The following is a 23,176-nucleotide window of genomic DNA, read 5'->3' as shown; positions in this document are numbered from 1 at the left end:
TTGATTGACCTAGTGCAGCAATGAGCCCTTCATTGTTGTTTTTTTATTGCTCTCACCGTTCAAGTAGGAGGATTTTAAATGAATTTTGGACAATTAATGACTGCTATGATTACCCCTTTTACTAATGATGGAAAACTCGACATAACCGGTACAATGAATTTAATTGACCACCTATACGAAACAGGTACAGATACGCTTGTCATCAACGGAACAACTGCAGAAGTGCCAACCTTAACAAACGAGGAAAAAAGGTCCATGCTGCAGACAGCCATTCAACATGCTTCAGGAAAAATGAAAGTAATTGCAGGAGTAGGCTCGAACAATACAGCTCTCTCTGTTGAATTAGCACAAGAAGCTTATCAACTAGGGGCAGATGGAATTATGGTAGTTGCTCCATACTACAATAAGCCTTCACAAGAAGGTTTGTACCAGCACATGATGCAAGTGGCAGACGCAACACCTCTTCCAGTTATGCTTTACAACGTTCCAGGACGGACAGGTGTAGATATGAGCATTGAAACAACGCTTAGGCTTGCAACCCACTCAAATGTCTTTGCGATAAAAGAAGCCAGCGCAGATGTCGATAAAATATCCGCGTTAATTCATCAAGCTCCAGCAGATTTCCTCGTTTACAGCGGTGACGATTCTTTAACACTTCCTATCCTTGCTGTGGGCGGAGCTGGCGTAGTTTCCGTAGCCTCACACATTGTCGGTTCAGAGATGAAACAAATGATTGCAGCTTTTGAATCGGGTCAAATAAAACAAGCAGCGGCACAACATAGTAAACTTTTCCCCGTTATGCAAGCTATGTTCATGGCCCCAAGTCCGGCACCTGTAAAAGCTGCCCTAGAGGCGTATGGTCTTCCAAGCGGCGCCGTCCGATTACCATTGCTAGCGTTAACAGACGTTGAAAAAAGCGTTTTACAACCAATTATTGCACCATTTGTACCTCAAACAACATAAAAAAAGAGTGATTCCTAATGGAGTCACTCTTTTTTTTACTATAGGCGGTATTCATGTTCTAACTCATCGAGTAATTGAAGACTTGCTTGCCCCCACTGAGAATGATCATTTCTTACCTTGTCTTTCGCGGCATTCAAAGCCAATTCTAACGACTGTTTATAATCCGGTAGATCTCCATTGTATGGTTTAACGGTCGAGGACGGCACCCATGTTTTTTCCAAATAAGCTAACGCTTTTCGTTGATGAAAGAGCGGAACATCAATTTGCTTTGGCTGATGCAAATCCCCTTGTTGGGGGTGCGTTTCAACCGCTAAAACTTGAAACAAAGCCCGGTTCTCCTCTTCTTTCATCTCAATTAATTTACCAATGTAACGACCCGTTTTGTATTTTGCTCGAACGATTTCCAATTCCATTCACTCCTCAAAGAAGAAAGTAAAACATAATGATTATAAAAGATAGAGCACTTAACACCGCTAGCGGTACGCTCCAGTACAACGGCTTGGTTCGTTGCTTCATTAGTGACCATAGTGAAATCCCACCAAATATGCCAGCACTAATAAAACATACAAGCAATAAAGCCATAAACATCCATTCAGTCGAGGTTGCCATTTCTAAAGACCAGGAACCAAACGTGTAAATAAGTTCCATGAGAACTCAGATGCAGGAACCAAATATTGCTCATTAAAATCACGTAATGACTGATTTTCAATAAATAACTCTAACACAATCAGCGTAAACGTTCCGGTCATCGTTACGATAGCCGCTGCTAAAACCAATACGAGCAACCCAACATATGCAAAAATTAGACCAATGATCCACTTTAACCAAAGTGGTTTTCTTTTTTTCATGTTATTTTCTGACTCCATTAAAAAACGCCTCCACTCACCATAATCCTCTTTTAACTGTACCAAAAGTTTGAGCAAAGCGGTAACAAAAACACGAAAAAAGTACGACATTTTTCGTCACAAATAAAACCTCACGCTGAATATAGCGGAGGTTCATTTTTGCCCCAGTAAATAGAGCCTAGTTCATGATGTTCATCGTAGTTATCTTTAGGCACGTGATAATGAAATTGAAACACATGCCCTTTCTTTGGAGGTCGATCAATACGCACGTGGAAGCGAAGCAAGTCATCACCCGTTGATCGGTTATATACATGCATTATTTTTTCTCCGCGACCAGCAGAAGGCGTATGAGTTACGCCAATATCGTCCAAATCATAAAATGAACTCGTTCCAAACAATTGCGAAACGGCCTGTTTTAATTCTGGTAAAATTTCTTCTTTAAAAGCGGGCTCAATCTTCTGGGAAATACTTTCACCAAACTTTTGCAAACACTGCTTATACGCTTCATCCATGATCATGGTCTCTGTTAACCAATGAGGCGTTAAATCAATATCAGCATATTGTGTTGGATAACCAATCACAGAGGGAAGTAAATCGAATTCATCCACTTCCGCTTTATACACATGCGCTTTGTCTGAGACGTGCTTTAGTTTGTCAAACGGGTTGTGTGCTGATTGTTTATCGGCCCACTCATCATAGAATGATAGATTAAAAGAAACCAACGTTATCGCAATCATCACTAAATGGTTTATATACGCTTTAACCAATCCCACACCACCCTCTCCCGTGACGTTTTCATCATTATTACATGAGTAACGACATTTGACTAGAAGGAAATGACATAAAAAGTTGAAAAATTAAGGTAATCGTGTTGTCCCCATAAGAAAACGGTCACATTCCCTTGCCGCTTCTCGTCCCTCATGAATCGCCCAGACTACTAAGCTTTGCCCTCTGCGATTGTCACCTGCTGCAAATACTCCTTCTTTAGACGTTTGATAGGTGCCATAGTCCGCAGCAACCGTTTGTCTTGATGTAGTCGCTACGTTTAATTGTGCGAGTAACTCTTTTTCTGGTCCGCTGAACCCAATAGCTAACAGCACAAGATCCGCTTCCCATGTCTTTTCGGTGTTTGGAATTTCCGTTCTTACTTTTTGTCCCTCGACCCACTCCGTCTTTACCTCAATCGTTTCTACCCCAACTAACTGTCCATTGTCATTACTTATAAATCGCTTTGTTTGTAATTTATAGGCCCGTGGATCTTTTCCATAAACGGCCTTGGCTTCTTTATGTGCATCTTCCGTTGTGTGAATAATTGGAAAGAGCGGCCACGCATTATTCACTTCTCGCTCGAAACCTTTTTGCTTGTTAATATCAAACTGTGTAACCGTAGCTGCTCCATGTCTAATAGAGGTTGTAATACAGTCTGCTCCTGTGTCGCCTCCACCGATGACGATTACATGCTTTCCTTTAGCAGAAATGTAGTTTTCATCTTGATGATTGGAATTCAATAAACTTTTTGTATTGGCTGTTAAAAAGTCCATCGCATAATGAATGCCATCTAACTCTCGACCCTCATGATCGACTTCACGTGGCTTTGTTGATCCAGTTGCTAGAATAACCGCATCGAACTGCTCTTCAAGCTCTGCCGCATGAACATCCTTTCCAATTTCAATGTTAACCCTGAATGTAATTCCCTCTTCTTTTAATAATTGGACTCTTCTTTCCACTATAGAATAAGCAAGCTTTACATCAGGAATACCATAAGTGAGTAATCCACCGATACGGTCTTCTCGCTCGAAAACCGTAACAAGGTGACCCGCTTTGTTTAATTGTGCAGCCGCTGCTAACCCAGCCGGTCCTGACCCAATAACAGCGACCGTTTTTCCTGTTCGTTTTAATGGCGGATTTGCTTTTATCCAACCTTCATTAAACCCTCGTTCGACAATATGATACTCAAGCGATTTAATCGTAACCGCATCCGCATCAATTGCTACTGTACAAGAACCTTCACATGGAGCCGGACAAACTCTTCCTGTGAATTCAGGGAAGTTATTTGTTTTATGCAATCGAGCGAGAGCTTCCTTCCACTTTCCACGGTAAACGAGTTCATTCCACTCTGGAATTAAGTTATGGACAGGACAGCCAATTTCTCCAGAACCAATCATATCTGTTCCTGCTTGGCAAAATGGAATGGCACAATCCATACATCGTCCACCTTGCTCTTGTAACGTTTTTTCAGGTAAGTGAATTTGAAACTCCTGCCAATTCTTTGTTCGTTCAAATGGGTCACGTTTTGGTGGTGCTTCCCGTTTGTATTCTAAAAATCCAGTAGGCTTACCCATTTACTCCACCCCTTTCTTTAGCAGAAAAGAGCTGCTATTCGCGCTCTTTTCCTTTGTCTATGGTTTAATTTGAGCCAGCTGTCATCTTGTCATCAAAAGCCGCCATCGCCGCTTCCGCTTCCGTTAAACCTTCTTGCTGTCGTTGCTTTATTGTAGCGATCATTTCTTTAAAATCTTTCGGAATCACTTTAATAAAATGATTTTTGGTTTGATCCCAATTTGAAAGAATGTGATTCGCTTGATCACTGTCCGTGTAGTCATAGTGTGACTGAATGAACTTGTAAACAACCTCTTCATCTTCCCCATTTAACTGTTCCAACAAAACCATTTCTTGATTGCATTTTTTTTGAAAGTGCTTTTCTGGATCATAGACATACGCGAGTCCTCCAGACATACCTGCAGCAAAGTTTTTACCAACACTTCCAAGCACGATGCATGTACCACCAGTCATATATTCAAGGCCATGATCTCCCATTCCTTCAACGACAACATCAGCACCAGAATTTCGAACGCAGAACCGTTCTCCAGCTTGACCAGCAATAAATGCTTGCCCTCCTGTCGCTCCGTAAAAAGAGGTATTACCTATGATAACGTTATCTTTCGCTATGAATGGCACATCTTTAGGAGGATAAACGACGATTTTCCCTCCTGAAAGTCCTTTGCCTGTGTAATCGTTGGCATCGCCTTCTAAATACAAGGACATTCCTCGTGGAACAAAAGCGCCAAAGCTTTGTCCTGCAGATCCTGAGAACGAAAACGAAATCGTCTCATCAGGAAGTCCCTCTTTGCCAAAACGCTTGCTTAGCTCACTACCAACAATCGTTCCAACAACCCGATCGGTGTTTTTAATTTCAGTTCTGTAGCTAATGTTCTCTCGTTTGGTTAAAGCAGGTTGTGCAGCTGAAAGCAATTCTCTGTGATCCAGTGACTGATCTAGCTTATGATCTTGTGCTTTTGTTCGTATGCGCTTAACACCTTCATCGATACTCGGTAGAAAGAGTAAGCTCGATAAATCAATTGTGTTAGCTTTTTCATTTGACACACTCTGCTTTTGTTCTAACAAATCGGTTCTTCCAACTAATTCATCAATTGATTTTACCCCTAATTCCGCCATAATTTCGCGCATGTCTTCAGCAATAAAATTCATGAAATGGACGATATGATCCGCTTCCCCCGTATATTTCTTCCGAAGTTCTGGGTTTTGCGTAGCAATTCCGACCGGGCAAGTATCTAAGTGACAAACGCGCATAATCACACAGCCTAACACAACTAGTGGGGCGGTTGAAAAAGCATACTCTTCCGCTCCAAGTAGAGCGGCAATGACGACATCTTTTCCAGTCATTAGCTTGCCGTCCGTTTCAAGCGTTACGCGTTGACGAAGATTATTTAGTAGCAACGTTTGATGTGTTTCCGCTAGTCCGATTTCCCACGGAAGTCCCGTATGTTTAATACTTGTTCGCGCTGCTGCTCCGGTTCCACCGTCATAGCCGCTAATGATAATGCCATCGGCACTTCCTTTGGCAACGCCAGCCGCAATTGTTCCAACGCCTGTTCCTGCAACAAGCTTTACGCTAACTTTCGCAGAAGGATTGGCGTTTTTCAAATCGTGAATAAGCTCAGCTAAATCTTCAATCGAATAGATGTCGTGATGAGGCGGTGGTGAAATTAACCCTACGCCGGTTGTTGAACCACGTACTTCTGCAATCCATGGATAAACTTTCTGACCAGGTAACTGTCCACCTTCACCAGGTTTTGCTCCTTGTGCCACTTTAATTTGAATCTCATCCGCATTTACTAAATAGTGGCTTGTCACACCAAAGCGTCCCGAAGCAACTTGTTTAATCGCACTGCGACGGGAATCCCCATTGTCATCCAGTGTAAATCGATCTGAATTTTCGCCACCTTCGCCTGTATTGCTTTTTCCACCAAGACGATTCATCGCAATCGCTAATGTTTCATGGGCTTCTTTAGAAATAGACCCGTAAGACATCGCCCCTGTCCGAAAGCGCTTGACAATGTTCGAAGCAGGTTCCACTTCATCGATAGCAATAGGACTTGCTTGTTTTTTAAATTGCAGCAACCCTCTTAATGTTGTTTGCTTACTCGTTTGCTCATTAATGGCATCTGTATACTGTTTATACAATTTATAATTTCCAGTACGGCAAGCATGTTGCAGCATATGAATGGTGTGAGGGTTGTATTGATGCGGCTCACCGTCTCTTCTCCACTGCAAATCATCCCCTGCCTCAAGCTCGCCATCATCGCCCGCTTGCGTTGAGAATGCATGTTGATGACGTGTCAATATTTCCTTCGCCATCTCAGCAAGGCCTATCCCGCCGATTCTTGAAGCAGTCCATGTGAAATGACGCTCAATCACATCAGGATGAATACCAACTGCTTCAAAGATTTGGGCCCCTTTATAACTTTGAATTGTTGAGATCCCCATTTTTGACAATACTTTCATTAACCCATTTGTAGCGCCAGTTATATATCGTTTACACGCTTCGACATAATGAAAATCAGGTAGATGGTCATGTTCAATCCATTCATTAATCGTATCAAACACGAGATATGGATTAATCGCATCTGCACCATAACCAAGCAATACCGCATGATGATGAACTTCTCTTGGTTCACCTGATTCAAGAATAATGCTTACATCCGTTCGTGTACCTGTTCGAATGAGATGGTGATGCAAACTTGACACAGCTAGCAACGCCGGTAGCGGCGCAAGCGTAGCGGAGAGCTCTCGATCACTTAAAAGCAATAATGTTGCCCCTGCTTTTATTGCTTGATCTGCACTGGCAAACAACTTAGCTAAACCTTCTTCTAAGCCACTCTCCTTATGATCAGCTTGAAATAAAATCGGAATGGTCTTAATTTGAAAATCAGACATTTTATTTGCTCGTAGCTTTGCCAATTCTTCATTGTTAAGAAGTGGTGTCGGTAAATAAATATGGCGACAGCTCTCTGGTTGCGGAGATAATAAATTAAGCTCTCTCCCAATCGTTGTCCCTTTTGCTGTAACAACTTTTTCTCGAATTGCGTCAATTGGTGGATTCGTCACTTGCGCAAACAATTGTTTAAAATAGTTGTACAGCAGCTGCGGTTTTTTTGATAGAACAGCAAGGGGGGAATCGTAGCCCATTGAACCAACAGGATCATTTTCTTCTTTTATAAGCGGTAACAGCATTTTATTTAACTCTTCATACGTATAGCCAAATACGCGATGTTTTTCCAATAGCTTCTCTGCTTCATTTTTTTCAACTACGTCACCTGATTCCAGCACATCATCAAGATGGAGCAAGTGTTGCTCAACCCACTCTTGATATGGTTTATCAGCTGCAATTTCTTGTTTAACCTCACAATCTGGAATAATACGGCCTTCAGTCAAATCAACAAGCAGGAGCTGACCAGGGTGAAGCCGCTCTTTTTTTACAATCGTATGAGGAAGGAAATCTAACACGCCAACTTCAGAACTCATCACAATATAATCATCATCTGTTACATAATAGCGCGATGGTCTTAAACCATTGCGATCAAGTGTAGCGCCAATTTTTTCACCATCGGTAAACACGATGGCTGTTGGGCCATCCCACGGTTCCATTAACGTACTATGATATTGATAAAAAGCACGTTTCGCAGGGTCCATTTCCTGATCATTCTGCCACGGCTCTGGCACCATCATCATGGCTGAATGAGCCATTGACCTGCCAGATAATGAAAGAAATTCAAGCATATTGTCAAACATCGATGAATCGCTACCATCTTGATCAATGATCGGATGAATTTGGTCGAGCTTCTCACCAAAGACCTCGCTTGCAAACTTTGCCTCTCGTGCATGCATCCAGTTGACATTTCCTTTAATTGTATTAATTTCACCGTTGTGAATCATATATCGGTTTGGATGCGCCCGTTCCCAGCTCGGAAACGTATTTGTACTAAAGCGCGAATGAACAAGCGCTAATGCCGATTGAAAAGCTGGGTCAACTAAATCCAAATAAAATAACCGAACTTGGGCTGTTGTTAGCATCCCTTTATAAACAATCGTACGACTGGAAAAACTCGTAAAATAAAAAGACTGGTTGAGTGACACTTTAATTGAATGTTCTGCTTTTTTTCGAACAACATAGAGCTGACGTTCAAATTCAATTGAGTTCATTTCTTTTTGTGAAGAAACAAATAGCTGCTCTATTACTGGCATCGACTTATGGGCAGCATTGCCTAACATTGAGTCATCAAATGGGACTTCCCGCCATCCTAACAACGTAAGCTCTTCTTCAACTACTAGCTGCTCCAAATGTATTTTCACCTGTTGCCGCTCTTCTGCATCTTGCGGTAAAAACAGCATTCCAACAGCGTACGTCCCTGCTTCACCAAGGTTAAAAGATGTTTGTTTTACAAAGAATTGATGTGGAAGCTGCACTAAAATACCTGCCCCATCACCCGTATTGACTTCGTCTCCTTGCCCGCCTCGATGCTCCAAATTCTCAAGCATATTTAAAGCGTCTCGGATGACCTTATGCGATTTTTCTCCTTTGATATGAGCAAGAAAGCCAATCCCACAATTATCATGTTCAAATGCAGGATCATACAATCCCTGCTTCGTTGGTAACCCTGTGAAACGCATAGATGCCACCCCTCTCTCCCAAAAATAACGTTTTTTTCTCTAAAAGGTTAATAATCTATTATTTGCACTTTTTAGCAACCAATTATTAATCCGATTTAAAACGAGTTTTTTATACACTTCATTACAAAACTACCTAGTAAAAATGAAAATATAACGCATATAAAATCGTTTAAATGGATAAAAATTCAAACGAGATTAACACAACGAACTGTCCTGCTTATAGAAATAAACGTCTATAAACGAACAATTAACTTTATTTATGAAAATATATTCCGTGTTAGAATTTTAGCGATAATTTCGTCATTCGTCAAGATTGAACTTCAATTTCGCTTGTAATAAAGTCAAAAAACCTGCAAATAAATTGCCTGTAGCTCATTTTTCGTTCATAATAGAAAGAGATAAAATGAAACGTGTTTCATATAAACAACGTATAGTAGAATAAGGAGTTTCCATAAAGGTGTTGGAGGTAAATCACATGGATGATAAACATACAAAACAAACTGATGATCAAGAAAAAACGATTCACCAACAAGAGAATCAAGAACAGCTACACACACTTAACGATAACCAGAGTGACGTGCAACCGTACAAGTCTGACGTCAATATTAATGACCTGCTAGAAAAGCTAGATAATCTTGGTGAAACGGAGCAAAAAGAAGCTGGGGAATCGTTAGAAGCATTAAAACGGCCAGTTCGTGAGATGATGGGCGATGATTCCAATACGCTTCCAAAACAACTGCACGAACTCCGGGAAGTTGTCGGTCAGCTCGAACCTGATTACCTAAAAGACTCTTCGTTTAAAAAAATAGTCAATCGCGTGATGCGCCGAAATCCCGTCGAGCAGTATGTTCGTCGCTATAAAACGGTTGAATCACAAGTAGACCATATAGTAGAGGGCTTACTCTCTGGTAAAGACAAACTTCAAGAAGACAATGTAATGCTAAAGGAACTAAAGGTTGTAGCAAAAGATCGAATTGCCAATCTTAATTCGCAAATTGCTGTCGGGCAGGAACTTCATCAAATGCTTGAGCAAGAAATGACATCTGAGCAATGGGCAGAAAATGAAAACGAATTAAAAAAAGGCCAAGTGAAGGTTGTCACGCGGATGAAAAACATGCAGCAAGCCGTGATGGTCCTCCAGCAATCCCTTGCCTCTGTTGACTTAATCATGGAAAATAACGAAAAGCTTGAAGAAGCGATTTTTAACGCCATTACCATGACAAAAAACATTATTACCGTTACCGCCTCCATTCAACTTGCGTTAACGAACCAGAAAAAAGTCATCACAGCTGTGCAAAACGTAAACCAAGCGACAGAGTCGATGTTGCTTTCAAACGCAGAATTACTGAAACAAAATACCGAAGAAACCCTAAAAACATTAGAAGAACCAGCAATTGCGCTAGATGCATTTCGGAAAGCATATGACAATGTCTATAAAGCGATTGAGCTAACTGAACAATCAAACGAACGGATTGTTTCAAGTGGTAAACAGTTTATTGAAGAAATGGATAAATTAAATTCAGATATGCAGAAGAAATTGTTAAATCGATGACAACAGGAGGTTGATGTGTGTGAAACTTTTTTCGACAACCGGTATAGTTGATCTTTTCACACCAGCATATAAGCGCCCTGTTGATGACCATATCATTCAAGACGAAACGACGATTCGATTAATAAATGATACGGAGCGCCTCTTAAAACGAATGACGGATAATGCAACAGGAAAAAATGAGCGCAAAAGCGTGCGAAGACGACAAAAGGATTGGGATATACGCGTAAAAGTATCCTACAACCAGATTCGCGTACTAGTTAGCGACACGAAACAATCCAGTTCCCCTGTCCATAAACGGTTTCGAATTGTTTGCTTCCGCAAGTATGTTAAAGCCGTTGATGGAGTTGGGAAAGTGAAGGAATCAACCATTCATTATTTAAAAGATGGTCGTATGCACGTTCGTTCATTGCAAAATGTATCGCAACTAAAAGGGATTTTTCATGCGATTCATTTAATGGATTTAGCCTATGTTGGTACGAAGATCAATGATGTTTCGCTTGAACGCCTTAATGGACATGAAAAACAATTGAAAAGTGAACAAGCAAATGATATTAAATTTTTAGCACAAGAAGCAAAGCGCTATGTTCAAGCAATGGATACACTCTCCATTGATCCGATGTTGGATAACCGCTTGAAGCGTATTCTTTCGCATGTGTCAAAACTTGAAGACGACTTTCAACTGTTTGGCTACGAAGATAAGCATACTGTGCGCCGATTATTACGTGAAGATATTCCCAATCTAATGGGTGCTTTTCTAGCATTATCTAAAAAAAATCAGCTTGAACAACGCGACAATGTCTTCGTCTCCCTCTCAAAAATGGAGCTTTCGCTCATTTCCTTAAAAGAGGATCTTGAAAAAACAAAGATTGAAAGAATGGAACATGTAATGCGATTACAGGAACTCAGGTACGGTGAATCGCATATTGATAAGAAAAAGAATTAAATATTGGTGTTTTCTCTTACATCGCCACGCTTGCAGAAGCGTGGCGATGTTCGTTATAATTACTGTATGACGTTCAAAAATGAATGATAAAGGTGAGGATTGCATGGATCGGTATGAAGCACAACAATTAGTTGGCCAACTGCTTGTCGTCGATCTTGGAGAAGACGGCACCTATTTAGGCGAACTACTTAACGTTATAACAGAACCTAAAAAACCATGGCGTGGAGAAGTCCGTATCGACTCCGTTATCGTGTTGCCGGAATACATTTTTCAAAATGAAACAATTGCGATACATGAACTACTTTATTCTGAGAATGAAGTTGGTTTGTTTACAAGTCAGCAACTAAAACCACGCATGAAACAGACGCGTGTTGAATCGTATCTTGATTCGATATTAACAGCTTTAAAGCGACGTCATATTCATTTAAAAAAACATGCTTCAGCACCATCAGCAGATCTTGAAGCATTAGAGGTCTATATAAAAACACTATCAAGTCAAAAGAGACGTAAAGAGGGTTCAACCGATAAAAAACAAAAATCGTCTCGGACAACGTATATGGAATACACCTTTCACACAGACGACAACAATACGTACTACTTAAAGGATCAAAAAGGAGATACTCTCCCCTTATCACCCTCTCATTTTGAATACGCATGGTACCAGAATGATCGCTTGGTAACCGGACTTTATGAAGGAGACGGTATTTTCATTCGTTCCAATGGTAGTCGCTTTATTCCAGACGAAAATGATTGCATACTAATTGATCAGCAGCAGTTTAATCCGTATCAAATCTTACAAAAAGAGCTTGAGCCCGTTGCTCTTCAAGGGTTTGAATACAATTTGGCTCTGCATAATGTTGGTCATAATGATTTAATTCATTGTTACAACGCCCTCTTAGATCAGTTATTTAATTTGGATAAAACAACAGCTTTTGAAGGAGTAAACTTTTTAACGTTTCAAACGGATGAGCAATTTGTACTGGTTCAGCATCACTTTAAACGCCATTTAGCAACTCGCGCAGACTTAAATAAAGAAACCATTTATGATCGGTTTGAGTTTACAACAGATAAAGGCAAGCGGACCATTGCTCTTTATACGAATACATTTCAATGAAAAAACGTGTTTGCCCTAGTTAGGGCAAACACGTTTTTTATCTAGTTGCGATGTGAATACCATTTATAAAGATCATCACCCGTTGCTTCTGCGAGATCTGGAACTGAAAACGATTTTCCAGACATACTCGACTGCACAAAGAATTCAAAACTTGCAAGCGTTCGTCTGCGTTGAAAAAATGACACCTGTTTGGTCGCTGATTGAATTTTACGCTTCGGAGAAAGAACTAAGGTTTGACCAACAGAGCGTGTGCGAAGCCAGACAAACTGTTCATTTGATCCCGCCCCTGCGTCTCGATACTGGAATAAAGCTAGTAGCGCAAAAGCAGCAATTGCAATAAGACCAAGTAGACCAATCGTTCCCCATATAAAGGTCGCTACAATTGTTAACACAACCGGTATAAACAGCATGCGAATGAAGAAACGGATTGCTGCTCGTTTTGGAGCAGAGGTGATTGGTGTTTTAATTGCATACTCCGGTATGATTTGCTCAAGAAAAGCAGGTAGATCTCTTTCATGAATTAGCGGTACAAGTAAAGTAGAGCCTTGTTCTTTATTGTTTCCACCACCAGCAGACTCGACATAAACGGAAACAAACCCAAACGGTTGTCGGATGACGCTTTTTATAATACGTACAGCCGTAATGCGCTTGTATGCAAGCGTTAATTGTCTTTTTTCTAGCAAGCCGCGTTCAATTACCATTTCTTTTTCATACGTTTCAATATTGAAATTTCCGTATGTGATGATGGTAAGCAAGCTAGAGATAAGCCAAGAAACAAGCAAGACAGCTATCGTTAACACAATGATTAAAAAAATGCCTAAGTTAACCACAAAATCAAATGTATTCTCAAATAGATCATCTGGAACAAACTGGACTGTTTGTGAAAGCAGAGCGAGTACAGCTGATAAAACGAGTCCAACACTGCTTGATGTAAGCGCCGTATAAATAAGCCTTCTTTTTCCTAAGTGCCATTTATCAAGCGGTTCCGATTCTTCTGCCTCAATCGGTTCAAGCGGTTCCTCGTCCATAGCTTGATCTTCTGTAAAAGCGGTTTTTTGCGAAGAATCACCTTTCAATAAAGCACTCCGAATTCGGTTCGCTTCAGCACGTGTGACTGCTGAAAACTCCGCCTCCGCTTCCATTCCTCCACCAGCTGTGTCTATATTCACCTTAACGAGTCCAAAGATACGCTGTAAGACGCCTGCAGAAATATTGATTGCTTGAATTCGCTTCTTCTGTATATACCTTTTCTTTTTTACAAACAATCCTTGCTCAACATAAAGTTCCCCATCTTCCAGACGATAGCGAAACTTCAGCCAATTAATCCAGCTAAACAGGCCCATCAATAGAATTAATCCAGCGATCCCAATAAAGAAAATCCATAGAATGCCTTGTAGAAACGCAACGATTGCGAAAGGAATAGCAAGCTGAAACAACCCTTTTGTTAAGTTTATAAAAATTGCCGCTACATGCTGTCTTTTTAACTCATTCATCTTCTTGCACCGATGCAAGCGCTGCAATTTGATCTCTCAGCGAATCCGCATCTTCGATAAAGAGCGTTGGTATTTTATGAGTTGTTGCCGCAGTTGTAATGGAAACGGCAGCCATCTTATAACGTCTTAAGATCGGACCTTGATCCGTATCTACATGCTGTACTCGAACCATAGGAACAAGGGTACGTCTTACGATAATGACTCCTTGCTGAATGTCAATTTCATCATCAAATACTTCATAACGAAAACGATGCCACTGAATTGTTGGCCAAATACCCACACGAACAATACCGTATAAAGCAACGATTCCTACTAAAGCAAACGTAATCCACTCATAAAAAGATTCAAATATGTATGCTTGGCCAAAATAGTAACCAATTGGGATAAGTGCAAATAACAGCGTGTCAAACGTATTTTGGATTCGCCAAACTTGAATTGCTTTTTTTGGTAAGCGTTTTTCTGGTTGCTTCCTCATACTCGCCCTCCTTATTAAGAAGGAGAAAAAACGTATCGTAAAAGCGATACGTTCTATTTCTCTTCTTCTTCCTCTTCATCTGTTACATAATTTAACTGTACACCTTGCTCTTGTAACCACTGCAACAATATTCTGTTGTCATCTAAATCGTAGAGGAGTCCAATGGATTCAACTAACTCAATTTCTTCCAATCTTCCCTTCTTTGTATCTTCAATTATGTCAATTATGTCTTCCTTGCCCTCAGCCTCTAGCTTGGAAAGCAATGCATCAATAGTTTCAGCCATTACGTGTCCTCCTACTTGTTTCGAGCTTCCGTCATCTGTTTCCAGACTGAGCCCTTTGCTTCTTCACCATCTTGAATACGCTCCAGCGCCATTTTCACTTGAAGGGCTACTTCAAATTCAGGGTCCTGTTCAGCTTCTTTTAATGCTGGGATTGCTTTCTCATCCCCGATTTCATATAGAAACATCGCAGCTCTCCATCGCACAATTTTGCTTTCATCTTTTAAAGATTCCATCATCGCAGGAATTCCTTTTTCTGATCCAATATCAGACATACAATCCCCAGCTGTTCTCCGTACAGTCACAGACTTATCTTTAAGCGCTTTTTCTAATAATGGCAGTACGCTCTCTTCTTCAATCATCCCTAAATACATCGTTGCTAATCGTCGAATCGAAGCTTTTTCATCATCAAGCGCAACGGCTAATACCGGTAAATCTTTTTCTTTCGGGTCCATTTGTTCCAATGTAGCATAACGATTGCGCCAGTCTTCATCTTTGAGCATATCCACCGTTACTTCTTTAAAACGTTTCGCAAAAGCTTCAGCGGCGGCTTTCTCTCCTTTTGCTAATTGCACGAGACTGTCGAGTCGAGCTGCTGAATATGCTGCTTCAAGTTCAGAAGCAACTTCATTTGCAATGGCTTCTAGTTCTCCATAGCGTGGTGCTTGATCGTCCCACTTCCGTTCAAGAACCACATTATCATCAGGGAGTTGCGCCTGAGCAACTGCCGTTACAAAGCGTTCTGGCAATGCTTTGCGTACTTCCTGCTCATCATCTGTTACTTTTACCTGCATCGGAATGCCTTTAAATACTTGAACTTGGACTTTTACTTCCCCGAAGCCTTCTTGCAAGCTATGAGCGGACTGGTCATGATCCGGCTGCTCACCGAATAGCGAACGCACTTGTGGCAAGATGACTTTCCAATCCGCTTTTGGAAAACGGTCTACAGCCAGAAAATCACCTACATGATACACGGCTTTAATGCCTTCTAATGTAAAAAGCTGTTGAATAAAACCTGGTGCTGAGTCTTTGTTTTTCTCATTGTACGTTGTACTTGCCCCTCCAACGACTTCACTTAAGTTAAGCTTCATTGTGTTAGGACTTGGAGTTGGTTCGATTGACTTAATATACATGTTCATCCTCCTTGAGGCTTGTTCTCAGCTAAATTCTAACATGTCTCAGAAACCATTGCTAGTCGTAGACATTGCGCATAAATTCATTCTATTTCCCTATTAATCAATAGATCTGTTACAATATGAAAAAGGAGGCTAACGACTATGAGATTTGCTTTTTTATCGGACATCCATGGTAATGCGACAGCCCTTGAAGCTGTCTTAAATGATTTGCAAACAAAGCAAATCGATCGTATTTACATATTAGGAGACCTTTGTTTCCGTGGTCCTGAGCCTAAGCGAGTAATTGAGCTCGTTCAATCATCTGGTGCACAAGTGATTAAAGGAAACGCAGATGAATGGCTTGTTCGCGGTTTTAAAGATGGTGAAGTTCCACAAGAACGACTAGAAATGTTCCAACAAGAGCGTGAATGGGCCCTTGGTAGACTTGATCAAAAAGATATAGATTACTTAAAGAATTTGCCTACAGAGCTCGTTATTGATGATGGACAAGATTTAATTGTCCATGCATTTCACGCAACACCGACAAGCTTGTTTGATACCGTTGCATTTGATGAGACAGAAAAAGTTGAAAATGAACTTATGGTCCGCGATGAAGCAGATGTTTACATTTATGGGCACACGCATCATCCATACGTACGCTCGCTCCATGGTAAAAACATTGTAAATGTTGGAAGCGTTGGCATGCCGTTTGACGGCCATCCACTTGCTTCATATGCAATCCTCGACATTGAAGATGGCAGTCATTCAATTCAGTTAAATCGTGTTCCATATAATCGTGAGCATGTTGTCGAAATTTATAAGCAAAGTGGTTATCCAAACATCGAAGAAATGGGCGCAGTCATTTATTACGCAGTACGTCCTAAATAACAAATAAACCAGTCCTCAGTGGCTGGTTTATTTGTCTATAATTGCTGTGAGTCCTGTCATAACATCGGTTATCCTTGCTTGATCACCAAGCGTTTGGACAACATTCAATTCTTTATCAAGAAATACTGTTGTAGGCACACCGCTACAATTAAATCGATCATACACTTCTGTACCGTTATCGCATAAAACCTCATATGGCAGTTCGTGTTTCTGCACAAAATCTGTTAATTGAACGTCACCCTCTCTCCCCGTGACATTTACGGTTATAAAACAGAGCTTCGATGGATCTGCATGCTGAAACAGTATCTTTTTTTCTTGTAAATCACGAAAGGAATCTGGACACCAGCTCGTCCAAAACGTAAGCATGACAGGTCTACCTGCTGCTTCGTCTCTGAGATTCCATCGTTTATTAGTTTGAAGTAGTGGCAATGTAAAATCCATCATGTTCTCCTTAATGAGAAAAACGCTCTTCAATTAAGAAGAACGTTCCTCGCAATGTTCGTTGTAAGCCATTGCTAAGTTTCGAATAATATCTTCTGGGTCTGCCCCTTCAATCTCTTCACGTGGAATAAAATGAACAACTTGATCATCTTTTAATAACGCCATCGATGGTGAAGAAGGTGCATATTCAGGAAACTTACTTCTCATCTGTGCAGTCGCTTCTTTATCCTGACCTGCAAAAACAGTGACTAAATGATCCGGTGTTTTTGTGTGGTTTAGCGAATAGATCGCTGAAGGGCGCGCAAGCCCAGCAGCACAACCACAAACTGAATTAATAAAAACCAACGTCGTCCCTGACGCATTCCCGATATATTCATCCACTGCATCGGGATTAGTCAATTCTCTAAATCCAGCCTCAGTTAACTCCGCTCGCATTGGCAAAACAACTTGCCGCATATATTCTTCATAAGCCATTGACATTCTTTTCGACCTCCTTCATTTTCTCTAACACAGCAACTATGGAGCTGAACGAATAAAAAACAGCTCTTTTTTCTCCATCTTTATAATAAAGCATTGCTGGAACACTTTCAATTTGCAAGCTTTGTGCAATGTCTGGTGCCAGCTGTATATTCAACTTCTGGCAAGTAAACGAAGCTGTACTTGCTTCAATTATTTGAAGAAGTCGTTCTGCATGTTGGCAAGTTGCACAAAAAGGAGACGACATGTAAAGCCAGCCGCTCTCCTTATCATCTAAGGCTTGTCTTACATCAACATCCGATACTTCAAACATGAATTAGCTCGCTCGCTTTCGACAATTTTAAGATAGACATGTCACGAGCAACAAATGCTCCTGGAAAGCATTGCTCGACTTCAGCGTAATAAACGGTTTCATCTTTGGCATAACGAGACGAGACATGCGTAAGAATTAACTGCTTTACTTCTGCGGATTTTGCAAGCGAACTAGCATCCGCAATAGTGGAATGACCAAAATCATGCGCTTGTTCTTGCTGATCCGAGGCAAACGTCGCTTCATGAACAAGGACATCAGCCTGAAAAGCAAACTCTTTCATCGCTTCAACCGGAGCAGTGTCTCCTGCAACAACAATTGTTCTTCCTCTAATTGGCTCATCCATATACGCTGTCCCATCAATTACTTGTCCATTAGAAAGCGTGACCGATTTCCCAAGCTTCAACTGTGCATAAAGTGGGCCAGGCGCGACACCGAGCTCTTTTAATTTTTCTGCATGTAATCGACCGGGTTGATCCGCTTCTGTAAAACGAATCGCAAAGGAAGACACAGGGTGAGACAATGGGAGAACATGTACGTCATGTTGCTTTGTTTTAAACAATAACCCTGGTTTCAATTCTTCAATGATTAAATCATAGCGCAGTTGTGTTTTGGTTGTTCGCAGCGTCACATCCACAAACTCTTTTAATCCTACTGGTCCGTAAAGCGTTACCGTTGTTTTGGCCCCTTGAAAGGATCGACTACTCAACAGCCCTGGTAACCCTAGAAGGTGATCTCCATGCAGATGCGTTATAAAGATCGTTGAGATAGACGTTAATGTAAGCGGCGATCGTAACAACTGATGCTGCGTGGCTTCTCCGCAATCAAACAACCAGACTTCGCCTTTATTTTGTAAAAACCGAATTGCGAGGGAACTTACATTTCGTTGTTTTGCCGGGACCCCCGCACCGGTTCCAAGAAAATGAAACTCCATCTTAACGCTTCGCCACTGCATCAGCGAATGCTTTTGCATAAGGAGCCAAGTCAGGTGGTCGTCTACTTGAAATGATATGACCATCCGTTACGACTGGCTCATCATGCCAAATTGCTCCAGCATTAGTCATATCATCTTTAATACCTGGCGTACTCGTCACGTGCTTACCTGCTAAAATTCCTGCTGATATTAACACCCAACCAGCATGACAAATTTGTCCAATTGGCTTCTGGTCCTGGTCCATCTCTTTCAGAATTGCTAGTAATTCAGGAAATCGACGCAACCGATCTGGCGCCCAACCTCCAGGAATTAAGATTCCGTCATATTCACTTGCTTTAACTGCTTTAAATGTCGTTTCACTCGTTGCAGGCACTCCGTATTTTCCGATATATGTTTTTTGCTCTTCTTCCGCTACGAGAATGACTTCAGCACCCTCTTCTTGAAGACGAATGATTGGATACCATAGCTCTAAGTCTTCAAAATCAGAATCGACCGCTGCAATTATGCGTTTTCCTTCTAATCGCATTTCTATTCCCTCCTAAATTAATAATGAGAATAAGCTTTCATTTTTATTGACTTCTTTGTACGCAAAACCGAGCTTTTCCATTCGGTTCATTAACCCGTCATAGTCTTCGTTTGACTTAAGTTCGATTCCAATTAGAACCGGACCACTCGATTTATTGTTTTTCTTTGTGTATTCAAACCTGGTAATGTCGTCTTCAGGACCGAGTACATCGGAAATAAATTCTCTTAGTGCACCAGCTCGTTGCGGAAATTGAATGATGAAATAATGTTGTAACCCTTCATAAATTAGCGACCGCTCACGGATTTCTTCCATTCGACCAATATCGTTATTTCCGCCACTAACAATACACACAACAATTTTTCCTTTAATTTGTTCTGCGTATAAATCAAGCGCAGCAATTGGCATCGCTCCCGCTGGTTCCGCAACAAGAGCATTCTCATTGTAAAGTTTTAAAATCGTTGTACATATCTTTCCTTCTGGAACTAAAACTATGTCATCGAGTAATTCCTTACAAATCTCAAGTGTTTTATCACCAACACGCTTAACCGCAGCTCCGTCAACAAACTTATTAATTTCAGCTAACTCAACTACTTCACCAGCACGAATGGCTTCGGTCATTGATGCTGCACCTAATGGTTCACAGCCAATCATCTTAGTAGCAGGACTAATGCTTTTTATATAGGTGGAAACACCACTTATTAAACCGCCACCACCAATTGACGAAAAAACAAAGTCAGGCGTCTCTTCAATATCATTTAAAATTTCCAGCCCAACCGTACCTTGACCGGCAATAATTTTATCTTGATTAAAAGGATGAATAAACGCCATTCCGTGTTCTTCACAATAGCGGACCGCATCAGCATAAGAATCGTCGAATGTGTCGCCAATTAACCGTACCTCAACAAATTCACGTCCAAAAAACTTCACTTGCGCGACTTTTTGTTTCGGTGTTGTAGAAGGCATAAAGATAACACCTTTTATATTTAACGCTTGACACGAATAAGCAACACCTTGTGCATGGTTGCCTGCACTAGCACAAACAACGCCTGCTGCTAATTCTTCTTGTGGCAACGAAGAAATTTGATAGTAAGCTCCTCTAATTTTAAAGGAACGGACAACTTGCTGATCTTCCCTCTTTAAATAGACAGTACAGCCATAACGTTCAGATAATACTTGGTCTTTTTGCAAAGGTGTGTGAGTCACTACATCTTTAATCATTTGATTTGCGCGAATGATATCTTGTAAATACGTCGCCATTTCCTAAACGTCCTTTCAGCGCGCACATTTAAACGAATGTGTGCAGTATGCAATGGACTAATTTTAACACAGAGCCTTTCATTAGAAAAGCCTGACAGAGATTGTTGCGCGCGCGCAACGTATCTTTTATAATGTAAGGTGAGAACGTTTGCACTTGTTCGGTTACATACACTCTTAAAAAAGGAGGACTCCTAATGGTCAAAAAAGGAATCATAGCCCTTCTAGCAGTTACCCTTCTTGCCTTTCTCGCATTTGAACCAAGCGCACTGGCAGCGGCTGCAGAGTCAGGTGGGGACCACTCAGAAGGCACGGATACGGTTTTACAATGGACGTTAAACATTCTTTCCGTTGCTACTTTAGCGTTTTTTGCATTCTTAATGGTTACAGATCGCGGTTAATTGAAAAACGACCCAACGTTTATGTTGGGTCGTTTTTCAATTCCTCATGCAAATGGGCTAAAACGTACTCGACCGATTTGAATGTTTCTCTTTGTCGCTTCATCCCAGAAGACGGATAAAAGGATTTAATTGCAACAACATCTAAGTTTTCAACCGTCTGATCAAGTTGGGCAACATGTAAATTCTTAATCGGGTTTTGCACCAAATACGTTTTTGCGAGCGGAAACCACTCCTGTGCCATTGGCTGCACTTTATCTGCAAATGGCTTAACTTGACCGTAGAAATCAACTTCGTAAGTCGGATCATTCTTTACTGTATCAATGTAAAAGTGCTCCGCTTCTTTCGTTAACTGAAGCAGACCTTCTGTTAGTTCCGCTAATCTTTCCATGCTGGCCACACCTCCGCTAACAGTGTAGCAAGAACACTAGCTGATTAAAAGGTAAAGAATGAGATAATTGTTTTTAACGTTTTATTTTTAAATCGCCTGGGTAATGGTTGCATCTCGTTCACAACCTGCTTCTCCGTTGCATATCGTTGCTCAATTGACTCTAGACGAGTTTCTAGCTGGTCTAATAGTTTCATCATCTCATCCAGTTCACTTCGATGCTTTAGCAGTTGATAACTAACAACATCATCTGCTTTTGTTGCTAATTTCTCCTCCAATGCATGAACTTGAACAAACACTTTCTCAAGCTTTGCCTCGTATTGAACAGTGGGAACGGTTGATGCTTTCTTTGTTAACGTAACCTCTTTTAAACGCTTCCCTTCCTGAAGCTGCCGTTGAATATGCTTAAAAAGTTTAATATGTTCTTCTTTGTACAAAAAGTGACCCTGTTCATTCACATCACAACTAATTTTAAAGTATTTCGTCCACCGCTGAATCGTTGTTGGATTGACGCCAATTTCCTCCGATATTTCTTTTGTTTTTAACACAGCCATATCGAATCCTCCTCTTATTGATCTGTTGGTTACCATTTCGTCATCAGCTTAAAATTCCCTACACAGACGACAAAACTAGAACGAGTTCAACAAAGAAAGTAAAATAAGCCACTTCTCCCTCCTTTTCGACAGCGGATAAGATGTTCTTTCTCGTTAATATTAAAGCTAAGGGGGTGAGAAACATGAAAAATCAAGCAAAAGATCAAAAAAAGAAAACAGAATCGAAGAAAAAAACGGTTCAACTTACAGGTGATAAGAAATTAGGAGGGCCAAACAGGCCAGCTGAATAAACAACAAAGTAAGAGCACGCTTTGAGCAAAGCGTGCTCTTACTTTGTTGTTTTCTGTTTAAGCCAGCAGAGAATCTGTAATTCGGCATCCGTTCTTAATTCATTGATTATTTTGGGTTTTATTCTGACACTTGAAAATAAAGCTTCGATCTTAGCGTCATCTTGTTTACAATACCAGTCCGTTTTAATTGATTCTTGATGCCGGTATCTTGGATAAACAAATCGTAATGGCAATGCCGCTCTTGCTTTCTTATATTCTTTCCTTGTTCCTATAGGCTCCGTGCTATCTGCGAACTTCATAAAAGAAAAACTAAGATCAGGGTGATAAAGCAAGCTCGCTAAACGTTTACCTAGCTTGATTCGCGCAACGGGATCTGCAAAAGTCGTAACGGTTTCTCCATATAATAAACCTGCTTGACTTGGAAAGATTACGTGGCTTAAATGCGCAAACTCTTCTAACTTATAAAAAAAGGAATGAAAAAAACCTTCCATCACAATGTCATCAAGCAGCCTAGTCTGCACAACATACTGCTCATTGATTATAAGCGCCTGCATTAATCGATTCTCATCTCGTTCCTCCCAAAATCGTTGCCATTCTTCAGTCATAAAGCGCGAAATATGCCACTTCTCGAATTCGTCGGAAGAGAAACAGTTGTCTTTCTTTGCTTTTGCATATAGGATTAGCTGTGGATACGCATCCTCAAAAATGAGCCAATTCGCACGCTCATAAATCCAGCCAATTTGTTGACGCTTTGCACGATGTAAAAGGGTTTGAAATTCTACAGATGTTAAATCCGTCATATTCCATCCAGCGTTTCTTGACACCATCCCTGCCAGACGGGCCCAGCGAATTTCTGGGTGTTCCCTTCCGAAATTTTCATAGGCTTTTGTTCGGGCAATATTGTCCACATTAAAATAGTTGATTAGTCCATTCATCCCATTATTTCCCTCATTTTTCACTAAT

Annotated in this window: 25 protein-coding genes; 7 read left to right on the top strand and 18 right to left on the bottom strand. The window is 40.8% G+C overall.

The features are described 5' to 3' along the window. The first annotated feature begins 78 nt into the window (after positions 1 to 78). Positions 79 to 963, top strand: a complete 885-nt coding sequence (gene dapA, locus JOC54_RS16985) for a 4-hydroxy-tetrahydrodipicolinate synthase (RefSeq protein ID WP_204467758.1) — start codon at positions 79 to 81, stop codon at positions 961 to 963. A gap of 38 nt (positions 964 to 1,001) precedes the next feature. Here the strand turns inward: dapA and kapB are convergent, their stop codons facing one another. The 5 genes from kapB to gltB form a co-directional block, all read right to left on the bottom strand. Further along, a complete protein-coding gene (gene kapB / locus JOC54_RS16980) occupies positions 1,002 to 1,376 on the bottom strand; it encodes a kinase-associated lipoprotein KapB (protein WP_204467757.1) in 375 nt (124 codons plus the stop codon). Positions 1,377 to 1,574: 198 nt separating this feature from the next. Continuing rightward, positions 1,575 to 1,829 (bottom strand): hypothetical protein, encoded by a 255-nt coding sequence (locus JOC54_RS16975; RefSeq protein ID WP_035420915.1) that lies wholly within the window; start codon positions 1,827 to 1,829, stop codon positions 1,575 to 1,577. Between the two features lie 110 nt (positions 1,830 to 1,939). Continuing rightward, a complete protein-coding gene (locus JOC54_RS16970; protein ID WP_051992866.1) occupies positions 1,940 to 2,581 on the bottom strand; it encodes a YpjP family protein in 642 nt (213 codons plus the stop codon). An 84-nt stretch (positions 2,582 to 2,665) separates the two neighbouring features. Further along, positions 2,666 to 4,150, bottom strand: a complete 1,485-nt coding sequence (locus JOC54_RS16965; protein ID WP_204467756.1) for a glutamate synthase subunit beta — start codon at positions 4,148 to 4,150, stop codon at positions 2,666 to 2,668. A 64-nt stretch (positions 4,151 to 4,214) separates the two neighbouring features. After that, positions 4,215 to 8,780, bottom strand: a complete 4,566-nt coding sequence (gene gltB / locus JOC54_RS16960; protein ID WP_204467755.1) for a glutamate synthase large subunit — start codon at positions 8,778 to 8,780, stop codon at positions 4,215 to 4,217. A gap of 475 nt (positions 8,781 to 9,255) precedes the next feature. On the opposite strand from gltB, the gene JOC54_RS16955 reads away from it, so the two are divergent. From JOC54_RS16955 to JOC54_RS16945, 3 genes are all read left to right on the top strand, one after another. Then, entirely contained in the window at positions 9,256 to 10,332 is a 1,077-nt protein-coding gene (locus JOC54_RS16955; protein WP_204467754.1) for a toxic anion resistance protein, read from the top strand. Between the two features lie 19 nt (positions 10,333 to 10,351). Continuing rightward, on the top strand, positions 10,352 to 11,275 hold the full coding sequence (locus JOC54_RS16950; RefSeq protein WP_437183566.1) for a hypothetical protein: 924 nt from the start codon (positions 10,352 to 10,354) through the stop codon (positions 11,273 to 11,275). Positions 11,276 to 11,378: 103 nt separating this feature from the next. Further along, positions 11,379 to 12,389 carry a DUF2777 family protein gene (locus tag JOC54_RS16945; RefSeq protein ID WP_204467749.1) on the top strand — a complete coding sequence of 337 codons (1,011 nt, stop codon included), beginning with the start codon at positions 11,379 to 11,381 and terminating at the stop codon, positions 12,387 to 12,389. Between the two features lie 41 nt (positions 12,390 to 12,430). Here the strand turns inward: JOC54_RS16945 and JOC54_RS16940 are convergent, their stop codons facing one another. Genes JOC54_RS16940 through JOC54_RS16925 form a run of 4 tightly spaced genes read right to left on the bottom strand, consistent with a single transcriptional unit; the run spans position 12,431 to position 15,771 of the window. Beyond that, complete coding sequence (locus JOC54_RS16940; protein WP_204467746.1) at positions 12,431 to 13,882, bottom strand: PH domain-containing protein; 1,452 nt, start codon at positions 13,880 to 13,882, stop codon at positions 12,431 to 12,433. After that, entirely contained in the window at positions 13,875 to 14,357 is a 483-nt protein-coding gene (locus tag JOC54_RS16935; RefSeq protein ID WP_035420912.1) for a PH domain-containing protein, read from the bottom strand. The genes JOC54_RS16940 and JOC54_RS16935 overlap by 8 nt, the downstream gene beginning before the upstream one ends. A 53-nt stretch (positions 14,358 to 14,410) precedes the next feature. Continuing rightward, a complete protein-coding gene (locus JOC54_RS16930) occupies positions 14,411 to 14,641 on the bottom strand; it encodes a hypothetical protein (RefSeq protein WP_035420911.1) in 231 nt (76 codons plus the stop codon). An 11-nt stretch (positions 14,642 to 14,652) separates the two neighbouring features. Next, entirely contained in the window at positions 14,653 to 15,771 is a 1,119-nt protein-coding gene (locus JOC54_RS16925) for a conserved virulence factor C family protein (protein ID WP_204467743.1), read from the bottom strand. A gap of 144 nt (positions 15,772 to 15,915) precedes the next feature. Between JOC54_RS16925 and JOC54_RS16920 the strand changes: the two genes are divergently transcribed. After that, positions 15,916 to 16,641, top strand: a complete 726-nt coding sequence (locus tag JOC54_RS16920) for a metallophosphoesterase family protein (RefSeq protein WP_204467740.1) — start codon at positions 15,916 to 15,918, stop codon at positions 16,639 to 16,641. 27 nt (positions 16,642 to 16,668) lie between these two features. Here the strand turns inward: JOC54_RS16920 and JOC54_RS16915 are convergent, their stop codons facing one another. The 6 genes from JOC54_RS16915 to ilvA are packed head-to-tail and all read right to left on the bottom strand — an operon-like array spanning position 16,669 to position 20,586. Next, positions 16,669 to 17,082 (bottom strand): TlpA family protein disulfide reductase, encoded by a 414-nt coding sequence (locus JOC54_RS16915; RefSeq protein ID WP_204467737.1) that lies wholly within the window; start codon positions 17,080 to 17,082, stop codon positions 16,669 to 16,671. A gap of 33 nt (positions 17,083 to 17,115) precedes the next feature. Then, positions 17,116 to 17,562, bottom strand: coding sequence for a BrxA/BrxB family bacilliredoxin (locus JOC54_RS16910; protein WP_035420909.1), 447 nt, complete (start codon positions 17,560 to 17,562; stop codon positions 17,116 to 17,118). Continuing rightward, a complete protein-coding gene (locus tag JOC54_RS16905; protein ID WP_035420908.1) occupies positions 17,546 to 17,872 on the bottom strand; it encodes a thioredoxin family protein in 327 nt (108 codons plus the stop codon). Before JOC54_RS16905 ends, JOC54_RS16910 begins: the two co-directional genes overlap by 17 nt. Beyond that, positions 17,865 to 18,803, bottom strand: coding sequence for a ribonuclease Z (rnz, locus tag JOC54_RS16900; protein ID WP_204467734.1), 939 nt, complete (start codon positions 18,801 to 18,803; stop codon positions 17,865 to 17,867). Before rnz ends, JOC54_RS16905 begins: the two co-directional genes overlap by 8 nt. A gap of 1 nt (position 18,804) precedes the next feature. Continuing rightward, positions 18,805 to 19,329, bottom strand: a complete 525-nt coding sequence (locus tag JOC54_RS16895) for a type 1 glutamine amidotransferase domain-containing protein (protein ID WP_035420906.1) — start codon at positions 19,327 to 19,329, stop codon at positions 18,805 to 18,807. A gap of 12 nt (positions 19,330 to 19,341) precedes the next feature. Then, positions 19,342 to 20,586 carry a threonine ammonia-lyase IlvA gene (gene ilvA / locus JOC54_RS16890; protein ID WP_035420905.1) on the bottom strand — a complete coding sequence of 415 codons (1,245 nt, stop codon included), beginning with the start codon at positions 20,584 to 20,586 and terminating at the stop codon, positions 19,342 to 19,344. A gap of 194 nt (positions 20,587 to 20,780) precedes the next feature. Here ilvA and JOC54_RS16885 point away from each other — a divergent pair, with 194 nt between their 5' ends. Then, positions 20,781 to 20,984 carry a hypothetical protein gene (locus JOC54_RS16885; protein WP_035420904.1) on the top strand — a complete coding sequence of 68 codons (204 nt, stop codon included), beginning with the start codon at positions 20,781 to 20,783 and terminating at the stop codon, positions 20,982 to 20,984. 19 nt (positions 20,985 to 21,003) lie between these two features. On the opposite strand, the gene JOC54_RS16880 is transcribed toward JOC54_RS16885, so the two are convergent. After that, the gene (locus JOC54_RS16880) at positions 21,004 to 21,372 is read right to left on the bottom strand and encodes a YppE family protein (protein WP_054793635.1); all 369 of its coding nucleotides are present in this window, start codon (positions 21,370 to 21,372) and stop codon (positions 21,004 to 21,006) included. A 44-nt stretch (positions 21,373 to 21,416) separates the two neighbouring features. Beyond that, a complete protein-coding gene (gene racA, locus JOC54_RS16875; protein WP_239586792.1) occupies positions 21,417 to 21,923 on the bottom strand; it encodes a chromosome-anchoring protein RacA in 507 nt (168 codons plus the stop codon). Between the two features lie 182 nt (positions 21,924 to 22,105). On the opposite strand from racA, the gene JOC54_RS16870 reads away from it, so the two are divergent. Then, positions 22,106 to 22,213, top strand: a complete 108-nt coding sequence (locus JOC54_RS16870) for a spore protein (RefSeq protein ID WP_148298072.1) — start codon at positions 22,106 to 22,108, stop codon at positions 22,211 to 22,213. Between the two features lie 38 nt (positions 22,214 to 22,251). Here the strand turns inward: JOC54_RS16870 and JOC54_RS16865 are convergent, their stop codons facing one another. Then, the gene (locus JOC54_RS16865) at positions 22,252 to 23,148 is read right to left on the bottom strand and encodes a DUF2515 family protein (protein WP_204467729.1); all 897 of its coding nucleotides are present in this window, start codon (positions 23,146 to 23,148) and stop codon (positions 22,252 to 22,254) included. Positions 23,149 to 23,176: the final 28 nt, after the last annotated feature.

Origin of the sequence: Shouchella xiaoxiensis (genome assembly GCF_016907895.1) — a bacterium.
Taxonomy (GTDB): Bacteria; Bacillota; Bacilli; order Bacillales; family Bacillaceae_D; genus Shouchella; species Shouchella xiaoxiensis.
Note: the sequence above shows the minus strand (reverse complement) of the source record. Positions and strands in the feature narration are given on the sequence as shown.

Bases quoted from the DNA above. Each gene is read 5' to 3' on its own strand.
- JOC54_RS16925 (WP_204467743.1), bottom strand. From the start codon at position 15,771: ATGTATATTAAGTCAATCGAACCAACTCCAAGTCCTAACACAATGAAG.
- JOC54_RS16965 (WP_204467756.1), bottom strand. From the start codon at position 4,150: ATGGGTAAGCCTACTGGATTTTTAGAATACAAACGGGAAGCACCACCA.
- JOC54_RS16935 (WP_035420912.1), bottom strand. From the start codon at position 14,357: ATGAGGAAGCAACCAGAAAAACGCTTACCAAAAAAAGCAATTCAAGTT.
- rnz (WP_204467734.1), bottom strand. From the start codon at position 18,803: ATGGAGTTTCATTTTCTTGGAACCGGTGCGGGGGTCCCGGCAAAACAA.
- JOC54_RS16955 (WP_204467754.1), top strand. From the start codon at position 9,256: ATGGATGATAAACATACAAAACAAACTGATGATCAAGAAAAAACGATT.
- kapB (WP_204467757.1), bottom strand. From the start codon at position 1,376: ATGGAATTGGAAATCGTTCGAGCAAAATACAAAACGGGTCGTTACATT.
- gltB (WP_204467755.1), bottom strand. From the start codon at position 8,780: ATGCGTTTCACAGGGTTACCAACGAAGCAGGGATTGTATGATCCTGCA.
- JOC54_RS16940 (WP_204467746.1), bottom strand. From the start codon at position 13,882: ATGAATGAGTTAAAAAGACAGCATGTAGCGGCAATTTTTATAAACTTA.
- JOC54_RS16975 (WP_035420915.1), bottom strand. From the start codon at position 1,829: ATGGAGTCAGAAAATAACATGAAAAAAAGAAAACCACTTTGGTTAAAG.
- JOC54_RS16885 (WP_035420904.1), top strand. From the start codon at position 20,781: ATGGTCAAAAAAGGAATCATAGCCCTTCTAGCAGTTACCCTTCTTGCC.
- JOC54_RS16945 (WP_204467749.1), top strand. From the start codon at position 11,379: ATGGATCGGTATGAAGCACAACAATTAGTTGGCCAACTGCTTGTCGTC.
- JOC54_RS16870 (WP_148298072.1), top strand. From the start codon at position 22,106: ATGAAAAATCAAGCAAAAGATCAAAAAAAGAAAACAGAATCGAAGAAA.
- JOC54_RS16915 (WP_204467737.1), bottom strand. From the start codon at position 17,082: ATGGATTTTACATTGCCACTACTTCAAACTAATAAACGATGGAATCTC.
- racA (WP_239586792.1), bottom strand. From the start codon at position 21,923: ATGGCTGTGTTAAAAACAAAAGAAATATCGGAGGAAATTGGCGTCAAT.
- JOC54_RS16920 (WP_204467740.1), top strand. From the start codon at position 15,916: ATGAGATTTGCTTTTTTATCGGACATCCATGGTAATGCGACAGCCCTT.
- JOC54_RS16910 (WP_035420909.1), bottom strand. From the start codon at position 17,562: ATGTCAATGGCTTATGAAGAATATATGCGGCAAGTTGTTTTGCCAATG.
- JOC54_RS16905 (WP_035420908.1), bottom strand. From the start codon at position 17,872: ATGTTTGAAGTATCGGATGTTGATGTAAGACAAGCCTTAGATGATAAG.
- ilvA (WP_035420905.1), bottom strand. From the start codon at position 20,586: ATGGCGACGTATTTACAAGATATCATTCGCGCAAATCAAATGATTAAA.
- JOC54_RS16865 (WP_204467729.1), bottom strand. From the start codon at position 23,148: ATGAATGGACTAATCAACTATTTTAATGTGGACAATATTGCCCGAACA.
- JOC54_RS16880 (WP_054793635.1), bottom strand. From the start codon at position 21,372: ATGGAAAGATTAGCGGAACTAACAGAAGGTCTGCTTCAGTTAACGAAA.
- dapA (WP_204467758.1), top strand. From the start codon at position 79: ATGAATTTTGGACAATTAATGACTGCTATGATTACCCCTTTTACTAAT.
- JOC54_RS16895 (WP_035420906.1), bottom strand. From the start codon at position 19,329: ATGCGATTAGAAGGAAAACGCATAATTGCAGCGGTCGATTCTGATTTT.
- JOC54_RS16930 (WP_035420911.1), bottom strand. From the start codon at position 14,641: ATGGCTGAAACTATTGATGCATTGCTTTCCAAGCTAGAGGCTGAGGGC.